Below are 19,531 nucleotides of genomic sequence, written 5' to 3'. Positions count from 1 at the left end.
CGTCCAGCTGCCTGCCAAATCATCAAATTCAGCCACCATCACCCCGCCACACACCGAAGCGGGGCAAGCACAGATGACGGCAATCGCCTGACCCAAGCTGCAACGCCGGTTATGCAACAGTCCCCGCCGGGGAGAAGAGACGTGTGGCAGCGCCGTGGTCTCCCTTTTCCACGGTCGGATCAAATGAGTGGACGGTTGCCGTTTGCCGTGTCGCCCTGGTAAAAAGGCGCCCCTTTCGAGGCGCCTTTTGCATGAACGGGATCGGTGAACTCAGTCGCGGATGACCAGCAGATCAGCCGCCATGAAGCGCAGCGTCACCGTTTCGCCGGCCTGCGGCGGGGTGACGCCGGGGCTGTTGAACATGTCGAAGGAGATGACGTTACCGCCGACATTCATGCGGGTTCGGATAACCGAGCCCAGGAAGTGGGCCGAGACGACCTGGCCGGTCAGCGCCGTATCGCTTCTGGCGGTGTCGGAGAGCGAGCCCGCTTCCGGGCGCAGCGCCAGCGAGATGGTTTCGCCGGCCTTGTGGGCTGCGACCGACTGCTTCAGTGTGATCTTCTGATCGCCGATCTGGATGAGGTTAGCGTCGGGATCAACGACCTGGGCCTCGATAAGGTTCAGCGTGCCGACGAAAGAGGCGACGAAGCGCGTTGCCGGCTTGTTGTAGATCTCGAAGGGCGATCCGATCTGGTCGGCCTTGCCGGCGTTCATCACGACGATACGATCGGAGATCGACAGCGCCTCTTCCTGATCGTGGGTGACGAAAACCGTGGTGATGCCGAGCTGTTGCTGGATCTGGCGGATCTCCTCGCGCAGCGACACGCGGATCTTGGCGTCGAGGGCCGACAGCGGCTCGTCGAGCAGCAGCACCTGCGGCTTGACAGCTAGCGCGCGGGCAAGTGCGACGCGCTGCTGCTGGCCGCCTGACAGCTGGTAGGGATAGCGGTCGGCCAGGTGATCGAGCTTGATCAGGCCGAGCATTTCCTTGACGCGGGCGTCGATTTCCGGCTTCGGGGCGCCAGCGACCTTGAGGCCGAAGGCGACGTTGTCGCGTACGGACATGTTGGGGAATAGCGCATAGGCCTGGAAGACCATGCCGATATTGCGCTGGTTCGGCTTCAGCGCACTCTGGTCCTTGCCGTTGATAGTCAGCGTGCCGCCGGTCGGCGTTTCGAAGCCGGCGATCATGCGCAGCACGGTCGTCTTGCCGCAGCCCGACGGCCCGAGGAAGGAGATGAATTCGCCCTTCTCAATGTTCATGTTGAAATTCTGGACCACCTGGACCGGGCCGAAGGATTTCTGGAGGTTGTTCAGTGTGAGAAAAGACATGAGCCGGATACCTTAAGCCTTTGCCGGGCGGGCTTTGCCGAAACGGGAAACGAGATTGAGCAGGCCCATGCTGAGCCAGGTGATCGAGAAGGCGATGACGGCGAGCGCCGAAGGCTCATAGGCTTTGTTGGCGCCGACGAGCTGCAGGTAGGGGCCGAATGCCGGGCGGTTGAGCAGGGCGGCGAAGGTGAACTCGCCCATGACGATCGCCAGCGTGATGAAGGCGCCAGAGAGCACGCCGCTCATGACATTCGGGAAGATGCAGCGGAACATGATCGTCGTCCAGCGGGCGCCGAGGCTTTCGGCCGCCTCCGTCAGCGTGCGGACGTCGATGGCGCGCATGGCGGTATCGACGGCGCGGTACATGTAGGGCAGCGACAGCGTGATATAGGAGAAGACCAGCAGGGCGTTGGTGCCGGTCGTCGAACCCGTCAAGGGCAGGTAGGACGAAGAGTTGTACATTCTGAGGTAGCCGAAGACGATGACGATCGCCGGAATGACCAGCGGCAGCAGCGTGATGAATTCGACGACCGGGCGCATCTGCGGCAGGCGCAGTCGCACCCAATAGGCCGTCGGCACGACGAGCAGCATGCCGAAGATAATGGTCAGAAGCGCCATCAGCATGGAGTAGCCGAAAGTCTCGCGGAACTGAGCGTCCGAAAAGACCGACTGATAGGCATCTAAGCTATATTCGCCGCGGCGCATGCGCAGCGAAAACTCGATCGTGCCGATCAGCGGAATGATGAAATAGGAAGCGCCGAGAATGATGGCGATCCAGGCGCCGAACCGTTGAGCTTTCATTTCTGCCACCGTTCGGCGCGCATGCGCAGCATGAGGTAAAGGACGTTGGAGACGCCTGTTATGACGATCATGCCGAGCGCGATAGCGTAACCAAGATTGGCATTGTGCAGAACATCGCCGCGGATCTGCGCGTAGAGCAGGATCGGCACGATGTTCAGCGAGCTGCCGGTCAGCGCAAAGGCGGTGGCGATGGCGCCGAAAGCATTGGCAAAGAGCAGCAACGTCGTGCCGAGCAGGCTCGGCCAGAGGATCGGGAGGGCAACCATCGTCCAATATTGGCGGTTGGTGGCGCCGAGAATCTCAGAGGCTTCGCGCCATTCCTTCTTCATGCCGTCGAGCGCGGGCGTCAGGATCAGCACCATCAACGGGATCTGGAAATACATATAAGTGAGGGTGAGGCCGAAGAAGGACAGCAGGTTGAAGCCGGTGCCGTAGAGGTTGAAGCCGAACCATTCTCTGAGGAACACCGTCACGAGGCCGGTGCGGCCGAGCGTTGCCAGGAAGGCGAAGGCGAGCGGCACGCCGGCGAAATTCGAGGCGACGCCGGAAAAGGTCAGCAGCGTCGAGCGCACCGAGGCGGGCAGGCCGCCGAGCACGACGGCCCAGGCGAGGAAGAAGCCGATCAGCGCGCCGCCGAGAGCGGACGCCACCGAGACCTTGATGCTGATCCAGTAGGCGCTCATGATCGATGGAGTAAAAAGATCGCCGATATTCTTCAGCGTGAAATCGCCCTCGGGCGTCAGGAATGCGCCCACCACGAGATAGAGCGTGGGGATGATCAGGAACAGCAGAGAAAAAATGATGAAGGGTGTAATGCCCAGCCAGTCGATCACGCGGTCTTTGTTGATCAAGGGGGCGCTGCTCACCATCGGCGTTGAAACGGTACTCATGAAAAGCTCATCCTGGGCATCGGAGTGAGAAAACCTCCCCGCCTTTAAGGGCGGGGAGGCCGGATCGGATTTTACTTAACGTTGGCGCCGACGACGCTATCCCAGTTCTTGGTGATGGTTTCCTTGCCGGCGGCCTGCTCTTCGAGCGTCGGGAAGACAGCCTTTTCATAGGCTGCTGCCGGCGGCAGCTTGTCGAGCAGTTCCTTCGGGATCTTGTTATTCTTGGCAAGATCGTTGAAGCGGATCGGGTGGCAATAGCCCTTCAGCCAACCGAGCTGACCTTCGTCGGAATAGAGATATTCCATCCAGAGCTTGGCAGCATTCGGGTGCGGAGCGAAGGCGGAGATTGCCTGGACGTAAACGCCGGCGACGACGCCCGTCTTCGGAACGACGACTTCGAACGGAGGATTGCCCTTCAGGCTTTCACCCCAGGACATCGCATTGTAGTCCCAGGCGATGATGATCGGCGTGGAGCCCTGTGCGAAGGGCGCAGCCTTGCCGACGACAGGTACGAAATTGCCGTTCTTGTTGAGCTCGGCGAAGAACTTCAGACCCTCTTCGCCCGCCTTGGCCGCGTCACCGCCGGATGCGGAGAGGCCAGCTGCATAAACGCCCTGAACAGCCTGGTTGGCGCTGCGCGGATCGCCTGCGAGCGCGACGCTGTTTGCATAATCGCTCTTCTTCAGATCTGGCCAGTCGGCCGGCGATTCCTTGACGAGGTCCTTGTTCACAAGGAACGCGAGAACGCCGTAATAGTCGCCGTACCAGTAGCCTTCGGCATCCTTGGCACTATCCGGGATCGAATCCCAGGTAGAAACCTTGTAAGGCTGGATCAGGCCGTCTTTCTTGGCGGACGGGCCGAAGGAGAGGCCGACGTCGATGACATCGGGGGCCTGCGGGCCGGTGTTGCCCTTATTGGCCTTGATAGCTTCGATTTCGTCGCCCGAGCTTGCGTCCGGATTCAACTCGTTGACTTCGATACCGTACTTGGCCTTGAAGCCGGCGATAACGTCGCCATAGCCGCACCAGCTGTGCGGAAGAGCGATCGTGGTCAGCGTGCCTTCCTTCTTGGCAGCGGCGATAAGTTCTGCGCTCGGTTCAGCTGCGGCAATCGCGGTCGAAGCCACGATGATCGCAGTAGAAAGCGACAGCAGTCGAGAAATGTTAGAGATCACTGTTGTTCTCCTTCGGGTTTTCAGTGTCTGGCGATGCTGTTAATGAGCTTACATGAAGCTTGTGTGACGGCTGCATGACGGTGGTTTTGCATGAATAGCAGGCGCTTGTGACAGATGTTTCATTTGCGACAGCGCGGTCTGTTTCCGCAAAATCCGCCATTGTTTTTCCTCCCTTGGTCGTGTCCTCCTAACCCGGTTTGCGGAAGAGTTTGCTCTGCTCGAACAAGCCCTCCAGTGTCTTCATGCGTTCCTTCGTCTCATCCCAGGTGGAGTTCTGAACGGCCTCGATCAGCGCCTCGACGATGAAAAGAGTGACGACGGAGGAATCCCAGGCCGAGGGCGCTTCGATCCGGACGCGGAAGGCGTGGCGGGCAAGTTTGGCGGCGGGTGAACCCCATTGATCGGTGAAGACGACGATTTCGGCGCCACGTTTTCGGGCGGCGGTGGCGAGGCTCACCATCTCCTGCTCGTAGCGGCGGATGTCGAAGATGATCAGAATGTCGCCGGCGTTCATGTTGAGGACATATTGCGGCCAACTGCTGGAATTCGCTGACAGCAGCGTCGTCGCCGGCCGGATGACCTGCATATGGGTGAAGAAATATTCGGCAAGCGCACCGGTGATGCGGCCGCCGACGAAATAGAGGCCGCGCTTGCGGTCGGAAAGCAGCGAAGCGACGCTGTCGAAGGTCGCAGTGTCGAGATCGGTCAGCGTCTGTCGCAGATTGCCCATGATGGCATCGGCGAAACGGTTGAGAATATGGGTGCCCGGCGCGTTCTGCGCCCAGCGATCGTGCTTAGCGATCGGGTTCGATATTGTCGCCTCGACCTCCAGATGCAGATGCGCCTGAAAGTCCGGATAGCCCTTGAAACCGAGCTTCTGCACCATGCGCACGACGGTCGGCGTCGAGACCCCGGCATTCTCGGCGATCGTGGTGATGCTGCCGAGGCCGGAAACCGGATAATTGTCGAGAAGGCTTTCGGCCAATTGCTTTTCAGCACGCGTCAACAGCCCGAAATGCGAGTGTATGACGTCCGAAACCGTCTTCGACGCAACTGTCACTTGATTGCTCCCCGGGATGGTCTGGCGCCATTTTCCCAATCGAAGTTAACAACGCTGTCACAATCCATGTCAACTACTGTCATGAAAAGAAATTTTCAGGGAATGCTTGACACTCGTCGGAACCTGAAGAATTCTTTTCTATAAGGAATTTGTTAAGGAGTGGTGCCTTTGGTGCTGGCCCGGCCGAAAATCCTCAGTGAAGCCGACGGCGATTGCGTCGGGATCGAACGCGCCGGCGGCCGGAGCCCGGTGCTGCTCGTCTGTGAGCATGCTTCGAACACGCTTCCCGTCCATTTCGGCGATCTTGGCCTGCCAGGCGAAGCACTCGCGAGCCATATTGCCTGGGATCCAGGGGCGCTTTCAGTCGCCCGCGGCATATCGCAGGGGCTCGATGCGACGCTCGTCTACCAGCGTTTCTCCCGGCTCATCTACGATTGCAACCGGCCGCCGAACTCGCCTGGGGCCATGCCTGAGAGAAGCGAGATCTATGCCATTCCCGGCAACAAGGATCTGACTGCCGAAGAACGGCTTGCGCGCACCGACGCGCTCTACGTGCCCTTTCACGACGCCGTTCGCGGGCTGATCCGCGATCGGCGGGCGAGGGGGCAGGACAGCGTCATCGTGACGATCCACAGCTTTACACCGGTCTATCACGGTCGCGATCGCGCGGTCGAGCTCGGCATATTGCACGATGAGGACAGCCGCCTTGCTGACCTGATGCTGAAGACTGCGGCCGAGGCGCCGCTTTACAGGACGGAACGCAACCAGCCTTACGGACCCGAGGATGGCGTGACCCACACGCTGATCCTGCACGGGCTTTCGAACGGCTTGCGCAATGTAATGATCGAGGTCCGCAACGACCTCATCGCAGACGATGTCGGCCAAGGGGTCATGGCCGACTATCTAAAAGGGCTGCTCCAGCAAAGCCTGGATGCCTGATAAAAAAGAAGACCCGAGGGAGCAGTCTAACTGCGAACGTCCGCACGGCGCAAATGCCGCGGGCAATTGGCACTGAACCGGGCCGCAATCCCGCGGCCGATCGTGAACAGGGGGAAGTCATGTCGGATTATTCCGAACTGGACAAGAAGCAGGATGTGCACATCCTGCATTCCATGGGCTATGCCCAGGAACTCGAACGACGCATGAGCTCGTTCTCGAACTTCGCCGTCTCATTTTCCATCATCTGCATTCTCTCCGGCGGCATCAATTCGCTGGCGCAGGCGACCTCCGGTGCCGGCGGAGCGGCCATCGGCATCGGCTGGCCAGTGGGATGCTTCATCTCGCTCGTCTTCGCCGTCGCCATGGCGCAGATCAGCTCGGCCTATCCGACGGCCGGCGGCCTTTATCACTGGGGCTCGATCCTCGGCAACCGCTTCACCGGCTGGCTGACCGCATGGTTCAACCTGCTCGGCCTCGTCACCGTGCTCGGCGCCATCAATGTCGGCACCTATTATTTCTTCATGGGGTCGTTCGGCACCAGCTATCTCGGGCTGACCGATTCGACGACGGTGCGCATCATCTTCCTGGTGATCATCACCGGCGCGCAGGCGCTGGTGAACCATATGGGCATCGGATTGACCGCGAAGCTGACCGACTTTTCGGGTTATCTCATCTTCGCGACGTCGATCGCTCTGGCGGCCGTCTGCCTCATCGCGGCGCCCTCCTACGAGATCAGCCGTCTCTTCACCTTCGCCAACTATTCCGGTGAAGCCGGCGGCAACGTCTGGCCCTCCAATTCGGGCGCCTGGGTCTTCCTTCTCGGCCTGCTGCTGCCGATCTACACCATCACCGGTTACGACGCTTCGGCACATACGTCGGAAGAGACGGTCAAGGCCGCCGAGTCGGTGCCGCGCGGCATGGTCGCCTCGGTGCTCTGGTCGGCGCTTTTCGGCTACATCATGCTGTGCGCCTTCGTGCTGATGCTGCCGAACATGGACGACGCGGCAAAACAGGGCTGGAACGTGTTCTTCTGGGCGATGGACAGCCAGGTCAACCCTGTTGTCAAGGACCTCCTCTATCTCGCGATCTTCATCAGCCAGTGGCTGTGCGGCCTTGCCACCGTCACTTCGGTCTCCCGCATGATCTTCGCCTTCTCGCGTGACGGCGGCCTGCCGGCGTCTAAGGCGCTGTCGAAGGTCAGCCCGCAGTACCGCACGCCGGTTGCTGCGATTTGGACCGGCTCGATCCTGTCGGTGCTGTTCGTCTGGGGCTCTTCGCTCGTCACGATCGGTGAAACGCCGGTCTATACGATCGTCGTCTCGTGCACGGTCATCTTCCTGTTCTTCTCCTTCGCGATTCCGATCACTCTCGGCCTATTCGCCTGGGGTACGTCGAAATGGGACAAGATGGGCCCGTGGAACCTCGGCGAGGGCGTCTTCAAGTTGTTTGCGGTGCTGACGATCATCGCGATGATCCTGATCTTCATTCTCGGCATTCAGCCGCCGAACGAATGGGCGCTCTATATCACCGTCGGCTTCCTCGTGGTCACCGGGATCGTCTGGTTCGGCTTCGAGAGCCGCCGCTTCAAGGGGCCGCCGATCGGCGCCGAAGTGGCAAAGCGCCAGGCCGAAATCGCGGCGGCGGAAGCGGCCGTCGGCGAAAGCGGCGAACGCTAAGCATCGAAGCTTCCCTCTGAATGGCTGGGCCGCCTCGGCGGCCCAGCCACCGGGCAACGAAATGGCATCGGGCCGCAGTGTCCGGTCGAGCGCATGCGATTTCGTTGCCCGATTTTCTCAATCCCAGTTTCAGGCGGATCAATCATGAGCAGCTACACAATCGACGATCTCAGGAAGGATGTTGCCGAAGGGCGCATCGACACGGTTCTCGCCTGCCAGGTGGACATGCAGGGCCGGCTGATGGGCAAGCGGTTCCAGGCGGAATATTTCGTCGAGAGCGCCTGGAAGGAAACGCACAGCTGCAACTATCTGATTGCCACCGACATGGAGATGGAGACGGTCTCCGGCTACAAGGCGACGAGCTGGGAAAAGGGCTATGGCGACTATACGATGAAGCCGGATCTGGCGACGCTGCGCCGCATCCCCTGGCTTGAGGGCACGGCGCTGGTGCTCTGCGACGTGCTCGACCATCACACACATGAGGAGGTCGCCCATTCGCCGCGGGCGATCCTGAAGAAGCAGGTGAAACGCCTCGAGGACATGGGCATGAAGGCCTACATGGCTTCCGAGCTCGAATTCTTCCTGTTCGACCAGAGCTATGAGGCGGCGCATGCCTCCGGCTACCGCAACCTCAAGCTCGCCAGCGCCTATAACGAGGACTACCACATCTTCCAGACCACCAAGGAAGAGGAGGTGATGCGGGCGATCCGCACCGGGCTGCAGGGGGCCGGCATTCCGGTCGAGAACTCCAAGGGCGAGGCCTCGGCCGGCCAGGAGGAGATCAATGTGCGCTATGCCGACGCACTCGCCATGGCCGACCGCCACGCGATCATCAAGAACGGCTGCAAGGAGATCGCCTGGTCGAAGGGCAAGGCCATCACCTTCCTTGCCAAGTGGAACTACAATGCCGCCGGCAGTTCCTCGCATATCCACCAGTCGCTCTGGAGCCTTGAGGAAAAACCGCTGTTCTTCGACCATGCTGGCAAATACGGCATGTCGCCGCTGATGCATAATTACGTTGCCGGGCTTCTCGCCCATGCGAGCGCGATCACTTATTTCCTGGCGCCTTACATCAATTCCTACAAGCGCTTCATGGCCGGCACTTTCGCGCCGACCAAGGCGATCTGGAGCAAGGACAACCGCACCGCCGGCTATCGCCTTTGCGGCGAGGAGACCAAAGGCATCCGCATCGAATGCCGCGTCGGCGGCTCCGATCTCAATCCTTACCTCGCCTTCGCCGCGCTTCTTGCCGCCGGCATCGACGGGATCGAGAACAAGCTGGAGCTCGAGGCTCCCTTCGTCGGCGACGCCTATGGCGGCAAGGACATTCGCGAAATCCCGCGCACGCTGCGGGCGGCGACGACAGCGATGACGGAATCGGCAATGCTGCGCAAAGCTTTCGGCGACGAGGTGATCGACCATTACACCCGCGCTGCCGAATGGGAGCAGGAAGAATACGACCGCCGCATCACCGATTGGGAAGTGGCGCGCGGGTTCGAAAGAGCTTAGTACGGGATTGCGGATTGTCTGCCCCTCACCCTAACCGACCGGGGTCGAGCCGCGGGTCTCGACCCGTCCTTCGGACCCCCGTAATAGGGGGAGAGGGGACTTGCCACACGAGAGGTCGATGGGGACAGAGAGGCAGCTGCTATCCCCCTTCTCCCCGCGAGCGGGGAGAAGGTGCCGGCAGGCGGATGAGGGGCTATGGGCCTCGACGAAATTTTTGAACAATACGAGGACGGAAATCGATCATGGCAATGATCCAATGCATTTCACCGGTCGACGGATCGGTTTACGCGGAGCGTCAGGCACTTTCGCTCGACGCCGCCAAGGAAGTTGTCTTGCGCGCCCGCAAGGCGCAGAAGGCGTGGGCGAAACGGCCGCTCGAAGAGCGCGTGCAACTCGTGCTGAAGGGTGCCGCGCGGCTGAACGAGATGTCCGACACCGTCGTGCCGGAGCTAGCCTGGCAGATGGGCCGGCCGATCAAGTATGGCGGTGAATATAAGGGCTTCAACGAGCGCTCCAACTATGTCGCTTCGATTGCGGCCGATGCGTTGGCGCCCCTCGTCGTCGAGGAAAGCGAGCGGTTCGAACGGCGTATCGAGCGTGAACCACATGGCGTTGTCTTCGTCGTCGCGCCCTGGAACTACCCCTATATGACGGCGATCAACACGATCGCGCCGGCGCTGATGGCCGGCAATACGGTGGTGCTGAAACATGCCTCGCAGACGCTGCTGGTCGGCGAGAGGCTGGTGCAGGCCTTTATCGAAGCAGGTGTGCCTGAGGACGTGTTCCAGAACGTCTTCCTCGATCACGAAACGACCTCGGCGCTGATTGCCGCCGGCAGCTTCAATTTCGTCAATTTCACCGGATCGGTGGAAGGCGGGCGGTCGATGGAGCGAGCGGCTGCCGGCACCTTCACCGGTCTCGGCCTCGAACTCGGCGGCAAGGATCCGGGCTACGTCATGGAAGATGCCGATCTCGAGGCGGCCGTCGATACGCTGATGGATGGCGCCACCTACAATTCAGGCCAGTGCTGCTGCGGCATCGAACGCGTCTATGTGCACGAGTCTCTGTACGACGCCTTCGTCGAGAAATCGGTTGCCTGGGTATCGAATTACAAGCTCGGCAATCCGCTAGATCCCGAAACGTCGCTCGGGCCGATGGCCAACAAGCGCTTCGCCAAGGTGGTGCGCGAGCAAATCGCCGACGCGGTTTCCAAGGGCGCCAAGGCGCTGGTCGATCCGAAGCTCTTCCCACAGGATGACGGCGGCGCCTACCTCGCGCCGCAGGTCCTCGTCGATGTCGATCATTCCATGGCCTTCATGCGCGAGGAGACCTTCGGCCCGGCGGTCGGCATCATGAAGGTGAAGAGTGACGAGGAGGCGCTCGCTTTGATGAACGACAGCCAGTACGGGCTGACGGCTTCACTGTGGACGAGGGATGCCGAGCGGGCATCGCGGCTCGGCCGCGAAATCGAAACCGGCACCGTTTTCATGAATCGCGCGGATTATCTCGATCCGGCGCTCTGCTGGACCGGCGTCAAGGAGACCGGCCGTGGCGGCTCGCTGTCGATCATCGGCTTCCAGAATCTGACCCGTCCGAAATCCTTCCACCTGAAGAAAGTCACAGCATGAGCAGCAGCAACATCACCGCAAACTGGAGCTATCCGACATCGGTCAAGCTCGGCCGGGGCCGCATCAAGGAATTGGCCGGCGCCTGCAAGAGCCTCGGCATCAAAAAGCCGCTGCTGATCACCGATCGCGGCCTCGCCTCGATGGCGATCACCAAGAACGCGCTCGATATCCTCGAAGATGCCGGCCTCGGCCGGGCGATCTTTGCCGATGTCGATCCGAACCCGAACGAGAAGAATCTCGAGGCCGGCGTCAGGGCTTTCAAGGACGGCGGCCATGACGGCGTCGTCGCCTTCGGCGGCGGCTCCGGCCTCGACCTCGGCAAGTGCGTCGCCTTCATGGCCGGCCAGACCCGGCCGGTCTGGGACTTCGAAGATATTGGCGACTGGTGGACGCGCGCCAACCTCGAGGGCATTGCTCCGATCGTCGCGGTGCCGACGACGGCGGGCACCGGCTCGGAAGTCGGCCGCGCCAGCGTCATCACCAACTCCGTCACGCATGTGAAGAAGATCATCTTCCATCCAAAGTTCCTCCCTGGAGTCGTCATCTCCGATCCGGAACTGACGGTCGGCATGCCGAAAATCATCACGGCCGGCACCGGCATGGACGCCTTCGCCCATTGCCTGGAGGCTTATTCCTCGCCCTTCTATCATCCGATGTCGGCTGGCATCGCGCTCGAAGGCATGCGGCTCGTCAAGGAATTCCTGCCGCGCGCTTACAGGGAAGGCACCGATCTTGAAGCCCGCGCCAACATGATGGCCGCCGCCGCCATGGGCGCGGTCGCCTTCCAGAAGGGGCTCGGCGCCATCCATGCGCTGTCGCACCCGATCGGCGCCGTTTACAACACTCATCACGGCATGACCAATGCGGTTGTCATGCCGGCGGTGCTGCGCTTCAACCGCAAGGCGATCGAGGAGAAGATCGGCCGGGCCGCCGCCTACCTCGGCATTTCGGGCGGTTTCGACGGCTTCTACGATTATGTGCTGAAGCTTCGCTCCGATCTCGGCGTGCCGGAAACGCTGACGGCAATGGGAATCGCCTCCGACCGCATCGACGAATTGTCGGCCATGGCGATCGAGGATCCGAGTGCCGGCGGCAACCCGGTTGCCATGACGCTCGAAAATACCAAGACGCTGTTTAGGGACTGCTTCTGAGATCAGAGTAGCTATCCCGCAGATTAGCCCGGAGAGCTTAAAGCGCGCGTCGCGATCTTTCAGATCGCCTCTCGCGCTTTAGTTCTTTGTTTTTGCGCATGTCGTTGCCGCAAAACCGCTGCACATTTTTGCGCGACATGCTTTAGCTTTCCGGGCTTTGTCAATCTCGGGGACATTCTGAATTTTAGGGATGTGAAAAATACCAGCTGCAGTTTTGCCGCGCGTGTTTAGAATTTGTTAACCATGATTAGAAAGGATGGATTAACCGCACGATGCTCTCCGATGGTGCGTAAAAGAGCAATTCCGGCTCGCACCATTTCCTTCCGAGGACCGAACATGCCCGTCATCACATTCGCAAACACCAAGGGCGGCGCCGGCAAGACGACCGCTGTTCTGCTGCTCGCGACCGAGCTTGCCCGCAAGGGTTTCCGCATCACCATTCTCGATGCCGACCCGCAGCATTGGATCTCGCGCTGGCACGAAATATCAGGTCACGTGCCGAATATTTCGGTGATCGATTTCGTGACCACCGCTTCGCTGCCGCAGCATATCAGCGAGAATAAGCACAATACCGATTATTTCATCGTCGACCTGCCGGGTGCGCGCAACCCGCTGCTTGCCACCGCCATCGGCCTTTCCGACCATGTGCTGATCCCGATCCAGGGCTGTGCGATGGATGCGCGCGGTGGCGCCCAGGTGCTCGAACTGCTGCAGTATCTGGACGAGAAAGCGGGCATCAAGATCGGCCATTCGGTGGTGCTGACCCGCGTCAATTCGATGGTGACGACCCGGGCGCTGCAGCTCGTCAAGTCGCTGCTCAGCGAACGCCATGTGCCGGTGCTCGACACAGCGATCGTTGAGCGCTCCGCCTTCCGGGACATCTTCGACTGCGGCGGCACGCTGCACACGATTGACCCCTCGCGCGTCAGCAATCTGGACAAGGCCCGCGAAAACGCCATCTGTTTCGCCGAGGAGATGATGAGCAAGCTGCCGGTCCGGCTGACGGCATCCGCCTCCGCAACGAGCCCCATGGTCCGCTCGGCCGCCTGAAATCTCCCACATGAAACGACAAGGCCGCCGGAGCGATCCGGCGGCCTTGTCGCGTTATTGTCGGAATAGTTCAGTCGACGAATTCGACTGTCACGCCCGGCTTGACCATCTTGGCAAGCTCGGTCGCATCCCAGTTGGTCAGGCGGATGCAGCCGTGGCTCTGGGTGCGGCCGATCTTCGAGGGCTCGGGCGTGCCGTGGATGCCGTAGGTCGGCTTGGAAAGCGCCATCCAGACGGTGCCGACGGGGCCGTTCGGGCCGGGCGGAATGTTGAGGATCTTATCGTTGGCACCCTGCTGGAAATTGATCTTCGGATTATAGGTATAGCCGGGATTGAACGCGACGCGTTCGACAGTCACGGTGCCCGACGGGGAGGGCGTGTCGGTGGAGCCGATCGATGCCGGATAGGCGGCAATGAGATTGCCGGCGCCGTCATAGGCGAAGACCTGCTTGCGGCCCTTGTCGGCGATGATGCGGGCAACCTCGCCGCTCTTCGGCTCGCCCGGATTGACGACCTTGATGACCGTGCCGGGGACGCTGAAATCGGCGCCGGGGTTCATCTCTTTGAGGAAGGCCTCGTCCATGTGGAAGCGCTCGGCCAGCATCTCGGTGGTCGATGTATAGGCCAGCGACGGCAGCAGAGCCTTGTGCGAATAGTCTTCCGGGATCTCCGCGACGAAGGGACCGGCGGCATCGGCCGGCGTGATCGTGTAGCTGACGACCGGCAGACCGCCGTTCATGCGCAGTTCTTCGAGGATGGCGTCGGTGTCGTTCGGGTCGAGCTTCGAGCCGGTCATCTGGTCATAGGCATAGATCGACTTGGTGACGTTCGAGCCCATATGGCCGTCGATGACGCCGGGCGAGATGCCGGCGCGATCAAGGAAGACCTGCAGCGCGACGATCTCTGGCTTCGACTTGTTCTTCAGCGTGATCACGGGTTCGTCGGGTGCGGTCGTGGGCGCGTCGGCAGGCGGAATCTGCTGGTCGGGATCGATCGAGGCGTAATCGTCGCCCGATTGCGGATTGCCGATGCTGTTGTCGTCTGGATAGGGCTCCTCGCCGAGCGGCAGGCGTTCGATCGCAGCGTCTCGCGGAATACCGCCGGTGACGGCTCCGCGTTCGGAATAACGCGTATCGCCATAGGAATTGTCGTCGGAATAGTAGGGATCGTTGCCGTTCTGGTCGGGATAGACCTCGCTCGGACCGGGGCGTGGCGGGTAGTAGCCGCGGGCGCGCATCTCGGTGGCGACGACATTGCCGTAGTCGTCGATCAGCACGCGATTGCCGCTGCGGTCGCGGGCATAAATATAGCCGCGCGGGACATAGTCGAGGATTTCGCCGGTTGGCGTGACCAGGACGACGTCGCTCTGCCGGCGGTCACGAAACTGCTGCGCGCCGGCTTGCGGCGCTGCAACGGCAACGGCTGCCAGCAGGGCCGCAAGCGAAAATGCCGACTTCAAAAAGCGATTCACGTCTCACACCTCGAACAGTGACTGGGCCGACACACACCTGCGAAATTTGACGCTAGTGTGGAATTTCTGAAACCGTGCTGAACAAAATATGAAATTCCCTAAGATTTCCTTTTACTCATAAACGTTTGCGTCTCTGCGTCAGTTCCGCAAAATCCATGGTTGCGGCAAAAACACAAGATGGAAACGGCGCGGATTGACGAATGGCGGTGCGAAACCTAACCCTACGGCGGCCGATAAATCCCTGAGGAGACCCGAATGATCGAATTTGCCGCCGCAAGCGGGCCGCGCCTGATGCTCGATGAAACTTCGGTTCTGGATATCGCAGGATGCATCGTCGAAGGCGTCGACATCGCCCCGAAGCGCGCCATTCCCGATGACGGCGATCCGCGAATCGATCACTCGCTCGAAGGCTTCCTCTTCACTTGCGGGCCGGATCATATCCGCCATCGCCAGCCGATTGCCGGCCGGGCCGACGGCAAGGTCTATCCGCTGCACGGATCGGCCTCCGGCCATGCGGCCAAGGTGCTGTGGACGAAATACGAAAACGGCAATGCCGAATGCCGCGCCGATATCGACATTGTAACCGTCGAGGGACTGCCGCAGCGCATCGAGCGGTTATGGCGGATCGACGGGGCCACCGGCGAAGTGCGGCTGGAGGACCGGGTCGTCAATATCAGCGACCGAACGGTGCCGACCTTCCTGATGTATCACATCAACACCGGCGGCAAATGGCTCGACGCGGGCACGCGGCTCGAAGGGCGGATGCTAGAGAATGGCGGTTTCCCCTGGGCATTCGGCGAGGAGCCGGGCGGCATCTTCTGCGTGCCGGCGCCGGCAACGGAGGCGGGCTTGGCGGAGGTTCGCCTCGGACCGATCGCCGCGATCGGCGGCAGGACGCTCAGTGTGCGCTTTGGCGCCGACACGCTGCCCTATCTGCAGGTCTGGCGGAACCAGAAGGCGCCGGCCCATATTATTGGAATCGAGCCGGTCTCGCATCGCTGGGTGTTGCGTGACGAGCTCGAGGCGGCCGGCGAATTCAATATGCTGGCGCCCGGCGAAAGCCGCAGCTACTTGCTGAGCTTTGCCTTCCTGTGAGTGAAGTGTTGTTGACGCTCGCCAGCCTCCGTCGTAGACCTTCAGCCCAGGATTTATGAGGAGACAGGACGATGGATATTCGCCAGATCGACGATGAATATTCGGTTTCGGGCCAGATCACGCTCGAGGACCTCGACGAGATCAAGGCGCTGGGGTTCAAATCGATCGTCTGCCACCGCCCCGACCATGAGAGCCCCGATCAGACCTCATTCTCGGTCATCGAGGCGCGCGCGCGGGAACTCGGCCTCGAGATCACTCATGTGCCGGTTGGGCCGATGGGCGTGACCGAGGAGGCGGTGCAGGGCATGGTCGATGCACTCGACGAATTCCCGCGGCCGATGCTCGGCTATTGCCGCTCCGGCGCCCGCTCGACGGCGATCTACCAGAAGACCCACCATATCCGCAGCTAGGTTCCGGTCCGGCTGCCGATTTTCCGGCGCTGAACCGCAGCGCCGTCACCTTCCATTCACTCAGGAGACTATGATGAGCATTAAGCGTATCGACGTCGGCGCGCGCATGAGCGGCGCCGTCATTCACGGCAACACGGTTTATCTCGCAGGCCAGGTCGGCGAGGGCGAAAGCGTCACCGATCAGTGCAACTCCTCGCTTGCCGAAGTCGACCGCCTGCTGGCCGCGGCTGGCAGCAACAAGTCGAAGATCCTGCAGACCCTCGTCTATCTCTCCGACATCGCTTATTTCGCCGAGATGAACGCCGCCTGGGAAGCCTGGATCGATCCGGCCAACCCGCCGGCCCGCGCCACCAGCGAAGCCAAGCTCGCTGCGCCGAAATACAAGGTCGAGTTCATCGTCACGGCCGCGATCGACTGAGATCGCCGCAGGATTGTATGAAAGCCGGTAGGTGCGTGACCAACCCGAATGGGGCCGGTCACGGGCCTACCGGCTTTTTGTTTGCGCGATTTCCGAGAGCGTGCGTGTCGGCGTGATCGCCTCAGGATCGAGTTTGACTTCGATGATCGCCGGCTTGCCACTGTCGCGCGCCCGCTCGAAGGCTGCGGCGAATTCCTCCGTCCGCTCCACCGTCTCGCCGTGACCACCATAGGCGCGGGCAAGGGCGGCGAAATCGGGATTGGTGAGATCGGTGCTGCTGACGCGGCCGGGATATTCGCGCTCCTGATGCATGCGGATCGTGCCGTAGATGCCGTTGTTGACGACGATTGCGATGATCGGCAGGCCGTAGCGGATGGCGGTGGCGAATTCCTGACCGTGCATCAGGAAACAGCCGTCGCCGGCAAAGCAGATGACCTCGCGCTCGGGAAAGAGCCGCTTGGCGGCTACCGCCGCCGGCAGGCCGTAGCCCATCGAGCCGGAGGTGGGGGCGGCCTGGGTGTTGAAGCGACGGAAACGATGGAAGCGGTGCAGCCAGGTGGCATAGTTGCCGGCGCCATTGGTGAAAATCGCCTCCGGCCCGGTGTTGGCTTCCAGCCACTCCATGATCGGGCCCATGTGAACCGCGCCCGGGCCGGTTGCCGGCGGCTTCGACCAGGAAAGATAGGCCTGGTGCATGCGCTGTGTGCGCTCCGCCCAGTGCGGCTCGGCCGGTGCTTCGAGATCGGCGAGTGCGGCGACGAAATCGGAAGGAGTGGCGCAGATGGCGAGATCCGGGCGGTAGACGCGTCCCAGTTCGGAAGGATCGGGATAGACATGCACCAGCGATTGCTGGGGGTAGGGGATATCGATCAGCGTATAGGACGAGGACGGCATTTCCGACATGCGGCCGCCCAGAAGGATCAGCAGGTCGCTTTCCTTTATCTCCTTGGCGAGGACAGGATTGATGCCGATGCCGACATCGCCGGCGTAACAGGGATGGAGATGATCGAAGAGCATCTGCCGGCGGAAGGAGCAGCCGACCGGCAATTGGAAACGCTCGGCGAAGCCTGCGAAATCGGCGACGGCATCGGCGTCCCAGCGCGTGCCGCCGAGGATTACCATCGGCCGCTCGGCCTTCAGCAGTCTTATATAGAAATCGTCGACCTGCCTGCGGCCGGGATGCGCCTCGATGCTCGTGTAACGCTTGGCGCGGGGCGCCTCGACTTCGTCGCGCAGCATATCCTCCGGCAGCGTCAGCACCACGGGACCGGGGCGGCCGGAGGTTGCGATCGCAAAGGCGCGGGTGACGAACTCGGGAATGCGGGCGGCATCGTCGATCTCGCCCACCCATTTGGCGAATTCGGTGAAAGCGCGGCGGAACTCGACCTCCTGGAACGCCTCGCGCTCGCGGGCTTCGCGCTGCACCTGACCGATGAAGAGGATCATCGGGATCGAATCCTGTCTTGATATATGCAGGCCGGCAGACGCATTGGTGGCGCCGGGGCCGCGGGTGACCATGCAGATGCCGGGTTCGCCGGTTAGCCTGCCCCAGCAATCCGCCATCATCGCCGCTCCGCCCTCCTGGCGGCAGACGAGGACATCGATATCGCTGTCGCGCAGGGCGTCGAGAACGGCAAGAAAGCTCTCGCCGGGTACGCAGGAGAGGCGTTTGACGCCATTGGCCTTCAGCGCCTCGACGATCAGTTCCCCACCGGTCTTCTTCATGACGATGCCTTTCTCTCACGCTCGGCGAGCTCCGCCAGTATGTCTTCCCTGTGTTCGTCGAGGCGGGGGCTCGGCCTGACATAATGCAGCGGCGTCTCGGACAGCACCACCGGCGTCCTGACCCCCGGGATGAGCGTGCCGGCGGCATCCGCAAGGTCGATGCGCAGACCGCGGGCGCGCACCTGCGGATCGGCGAACATCTCCTCGATCGTATTGATCGCGCCGGCAGGGACACTATTCTCTTCGCAGGCCCTCAACAGATCCGCCTTCTGCCATTTTAGCGTTTCGGTCGAAACGAGCCGGCGCAGCTCGGCCCGATTGCCGACCCGCGCCCTATTGGTGGCGAAACGTTCGTCGTCGGCGATCGTCTCGAGGCCGAGTATGGTGCAGAGGCGGCGAAACTGGCCGTCATTGCCGACCGCAAGAATGAGGTAGCCGTCGGCCGCCGGCACGACCTCATAGGGCGAGATATTCGGATGGGCGTTGCCAAGCCGGGTCGGTGCGGCGCCGGAGACGAGGTAGTTCATGTTCTGATTGGCGAGCACGGCCGATTGCACATCGAGCAGCGCCATGTCGACGAGCTGACCTTCGCCGGTTTTCAAGGCATGGATCAGGGCCGCCTCGATCGCCGAAACGGCATAGATGCCGGTGAAGATATCGGCGATCGCCACACCCGCCTTCATCGGCTGGCCGTCCGGCTCGCCGGTGATCGACATGAAGCCGGACATGCCCTGAACGATGTAATCGTAGCCGGCGAGGCTGGCATAGGGGCCGGTCTGGCCGAAGCCGGTGATCGAGCAATAGACGAGCTTCGGGTTCAGTCTGCGCAGGCTCTGGTAATCGAGCCCGTATTTGGCGAGCCCGCCGAGCTTGAAGTTCTCGATCACCACGTCAGCTGTGGCGACCAGGCGGCGGACGAGATCCCGGCCTTCTGGGCTTTTCAGGTCGGCGGCAATGGAGCGTTTGCCGCGATTGGCGGCGTGGTAATAGGCGGCTGAGAGGTTTTCGCCGTCGGCACCTTCGACGAAGGGCGGGCCCCATTGGCGCGTATCGTCGCCGCCGTCGGGATTTTCGACTTTGATGACATCGGCGCCGAGATCGGCGAGCATCTGTCCCGCCCAAGGGCCGGCCAGCACGCGGGCGAGCTCGATCACCCGGATGCCGGCAAGCGGCGGCTTTTTCGTCAGGCTCTCGGTCATGG

Annotated in this window: 17 protein-coding genes; 9 read left to right on the top strand and 8 right to left on the bottom strand. The window is 61.6% G+C overall.

From position 1 onward, the window contains the following. Positions 1 to 270: 270 nt before the first annotated feature. From EFR00_RS18950 to EFR00_RS18930, 5 genes are all read right to left on the bottom strand, one after another. The gene (locus EFR00_RS18950) at positions 271 to 1,332 is read right to left on the bottom strand and encodes an ABC transporter ATP-binding protein (RefSeq protein ID WP_077993079.1); all 1,062 of its coding nucleotides are present in this window, start codon (positions 1,330 to 1,332) and stop codon (positions 271 to 273) included. A 12-nt stretch (positions 1,333 to 1,344) separates the two neighbouring features. Beyond that, positions 1,345 to 2,133, bottom strand: a complete 789-nt coding sequence (locus tag EFR00_RS18945; protein WP_077993076.1) for an ABC transporter permease — start codon at positions 2,131 to 2,133, stop codon at positions 1,345 to 1,347. Then, complete coding sequence (locus EFR00_RS18940; RefSeq protein WP_038690195.1) at positions 2,130 to 3,023, bottom strand: ABC transporter permease; 894 nt, start codon at positions 3,021 to 3,023, stop codon at positions 2,130 to 2,132. The genes EFR00_RS18945 and EFR00_RS18940 overlap by 4 nt, the downstream gene beginning before the upstream one ends. A gap of 71 nt (positions 3,024 to 3,094) precedes the next feature. Continuing rightward, positions 3,095 to 4,198 carry an ABC transporter substrate-binding protein gene (locus EFR00_RS18935; RefSeq protein WP_009995026.1) on the bottom strand — a complete coding sequence of 368 codons (1,104 nt, stop codon included), beginning with the start codon at positions 4,196 to 4,198 and terminating at the stop codon, positions 3,095 to 3,097. Between the two features lie 187 nt (positions 4,199 to 4,385). Beyond that, positions 4,386 to 5,258 carry a MurR/RpiR family transcriptional regulator gene (locus EFR00_RS18930; RefSeq protein WP_077993073.1) on the bottom strand — a complete coding sequence of 291 codons (873 nt, stop codon included), beginning with the start codon at positions 5,256 to 5,258 and terminating at the stop codon, positions 4,386 to 4,388. A gap of 168 nt (positions 5,259 to 5,426) precedes the next feature. On the opposite strand from EFR00_RS18930, the gene EFR00_RS18925 reads away from it, so the two are divergent. The 6 genes from EFR00_RS18925 to EFR00_RS18900 all read left to right on the top strand — a co-directional run bounded on the left by EFR00_RS18925 (position 5,427) and on the right by EFR00_RS18900 (position 13,211). Further along, positions 5,427 to 6,197 carry an N-formylglutamate amidohydrolase gene (locus tag EFR00_RS18925; RefSeq protein ID WP_077993070.1) on the top strand — a complete coding sequence of 257 codons (771 nt, stop codon included), beginning with the start codon at positions 5,427 to 5,429 and terminating at the stop codon, positions 6,195 to 6,197. A 119-nt stretch (positions 6,198 to 6,316) separates the two neighbouring features. Beyond that, the gene (locus EFR00_RS18920) at positions 6,317 to 7,873 is read left to right on the top strand and encodes an amino acid permease (RefSeq protein ID WP_077993109.1); all 1,557 of its coding nucleotides are present in this window, start codon (positions 6,317 to 6,319) and stop codon (positions 7,871 to 7,873) included. Between the two features lie 144 nt (positions 7,874 to 8,017). After that, positions 8,018 to 9,382 (top strand): glutamine synthetase family protein, encoded by a 1,365-nt coding sequence (locus EFR00_RS18915; RefSeq protein WP_077993067.1) that lies wholly within the window; start codon positions 8,018 to 8,020, stop codon positions 9,380 to 9,382. Positions 9,383 to 9,624: 242 nt separating this feature from the next. Further along, positions 9,625 to 11,010: an aldehyde dehydrogenase family protein gene (locus tag EFR00_RS18910; protein ID WP_039621060.1), complete on the top strand. Its 1,386-nt coding sequence runs from the start codon at positions 9,625 to 9,627 to the stop codon at positions 11,008 to 11,010. Further along, on the top strand, positions 11,007 to 12,161 hold the full coding sequence (locus tag EFR00_RS18905) for an iron-containing alcohol dehydrogenase (RefSeq protein WP_077993065.1): 1,155 nt from the start codon (positions 11,007 to 11,009) through the stop codon (positions 12,159 to 12,161). Before EFR00_RS18910 ends, EFR00_RS18905 begins: the two co-directional genes overlap by 4 nt. Before the next feature lie 336 nt (positions 12,162 to 12,497). Then, positions 12,498 to 13,211 (top strand): ParA family protein, encoded by a 714-nt coding sequence (locus EFR00_RS18900; RefSeq protein WP_038690185.1) that lies wholly within the window; start codon positions 12,498 to 12,500, stop codon positions 13,209 to 13,211. A gap of 70 nt (positions 13,212 to 13,281) precedes the next feature. Here the strand turns inward: EFR00_RS18900 and EFR00_RS18895 are convergent, their stop codons facing one another. Next, on the bottom strand, positions 13,282 to 14,682 hold the full coding sequence (locus EFR00_RS18895; protein ID WP_077993063.1) for a L,D-transpeptidase: 1,401 nt from the start codon (positions 14,680 to 14,682) through the stop codon (positions 13,282 to 13,284). Between the two features lie 255 nt (positions 14,683 to 14,937). Between EFR00_RS18895 and EFR00_RS18890 the strand changes: the two genes are divergently transcribed. From EFR00_RS18890 to EFR00_RS18880, 3 genes are all read left to right on the top strand, one after another. Then, positions 14,938 to 15,777 carry a DUF4432 family protein gene (locus tag EFR00_RS18890; RefSeq protein WP_077993061.1) on the top strand — a complete coding sequence of 280 codons (840 nt, stop codon included), beginning with the start codon at positions 14,938 to 14,940 and terminating at the stop codon, positions 15,775 to 15,777. A gap of 71 nt (positions 15,778 to 15,848) precedes the next feature. Beyond that, positions 15,849 to 16,187, top strand: coding sequence for a protein tyrosine phosphatase family protein (locus tag EFR00_RS18885; RefSeq protein WP_012484529.1), 339 nt, complete (start codon positions 15,849 to 15,851; stop codon positions 16,185 to 16,187). Between the two features lie 73 nt (positions 16,188 to 16,260). Further along, complete coding sequence (locus EFR00_RS18880; protein WP_009982628.1) at positions 16,261 to 16,605, top strand: RidA family protein; 345 nt, start codon at positions 16,261 to 16,263, stop codon at positions 16,603 to 16,605. Positions 16,606 to 16,671: 66 nt separating this feature from the next. On the opposite strand, the gene EFR00_RS18875 is transcribed toward EFR00_RS18880, so the two are convergent. Continuing rightward, positions 16,672 to 18,330 (bottom strand): thiamine pyrophosphate-binding protein, encoded by a 1,659-nt coding sequence (locus tag EFR00_RS18875; protein WP_077993059.1) that lies wholly within the window; start codon positions 18,328 to 18,330, stop codon positions 16,672 to 16,674. Then, positions 18,327 to 19,529, bottom strand: coding sequence for a succinate--glutarate CoA-transferase (gene caiB, locus EFR00_RS18870; RefSeq protein ID WP_077993057.1), 1,203 nt, complete (start codon positions 19,527 to 19,529; stop codon positions 18,327 to 18,329). The genes EFR00_RS18875 and caiB overlap by 4 nt, the downstream gene beginning before the upstream one ends. Between the last annotated feature and the right edge of the window lie 2 nt (positions 19,530 to 19,531).

This window comes from Rhizobium sophoriradicis, from assembly GCF_003939025.1.
GTDB classification, from domain to species: domain Bacteria; phylum Pseudomonadota; class Alphaproteobacteria; order Rhizobiales; family Rhizobiaceae; genus Rhizobium; species Rhizobium sophoriradicis.
Note: the sequence above shows the minus strand (reverse complement) of the source record. Positions and strands in the feature narration are given on the sequence as shown.

Bases quoted from the DNA above. Each gene is read 5' to 3' on its own strand.
- EFR00_RS18875 (WP_077993059.1), bottom strand. From the start codon at position 18,330: ATGAAGAAGACCGGTGGGGAACTGATCGTCGAGGCGCTGAAGGCCAAT.
- EFR00_RS18940 (WP_038690195.1), bottom strand. From the start codon at position 3,023: ATGAGTACCGTTTCAACGCCGATGGTGAGCAGCGCCCCCTTGATCAAC.
- caiB (WP_077993057.1), bottom strand. From the start codon at position 19,529: ATGACCGAGAGCCTGACGAAAAAGCCGCCGCTTGCCGGCATCCGGGTG.
- EFR00_RS18885 (WP_012484529.1), top strand. From the start codon at position 15,849: ATGGATATTCGCCAGATCGACGATGAATATTCGGTTTCGGGCCAGATC.
- EFR00_RS18915 (WP_077993067.1), top strand. From the start codon at position 8,018: ATGAGCAGCTACACAATCGACGATCTCAGGAAGGATGTTGCCGAAGGG.
- EFR00_RS18890 (WP_077993061.1), top strand. From the start codon at position 14,938: ATGATCGAATTTGCCGCCGCAAGCGGGCCGCGCCTGATGCTCGATGAA.
- EFR00_RS18900 (WP_038690185.1), top strand. From the start codon at position 12,498: ATGCCCGTCATCACATTCGCAAACACCAAGGGCGGCGCCGGCAAGACG.
- EFR00_RS18950 (WP_077993079.1), bottom strand. From the start codon at position 1,332: ATGTCTTTTCTCACACTGAACAACCTCCAGAAATCCTTCGGCCCGGTC.
- EFR00_RS18920 (WP_077993109.1), top strand. From the start codon at position 6,317: ATGTCGGATTATTCCGAACTGGACAAGAAGCAGGATGTGCACATCCTG.
- EFR00_RS18905 (WP_077993065.1), top strand. From the start codon at position 11,007: ATGAGCAGCAGCAACATCACCGCAAACTGGAGCTATCCGACATCGGTC.
- EFR00_RS18880 (WP_009982628.1), top strand. From the start codon at position 16,261: ATGAGCATTAAGCGTATCGACGTCGGCGCGCGCATGAGCGGCGCCGTC.
- EFR00_RS18945 (WP_077993076.1), bottom strand. From the start codon at position 2,133: ATGAAAGCTCAACGGTTCGGCGCCTGGATCGCCATCATTCTCGGCGCT.
- EFR00_RS18910 (WP_039621060.1), top strand. From the start codon at position 9,625: ATGGCAATGATCCAATGCATTTCACCGGTCGACGGATCGGTTTACGCG.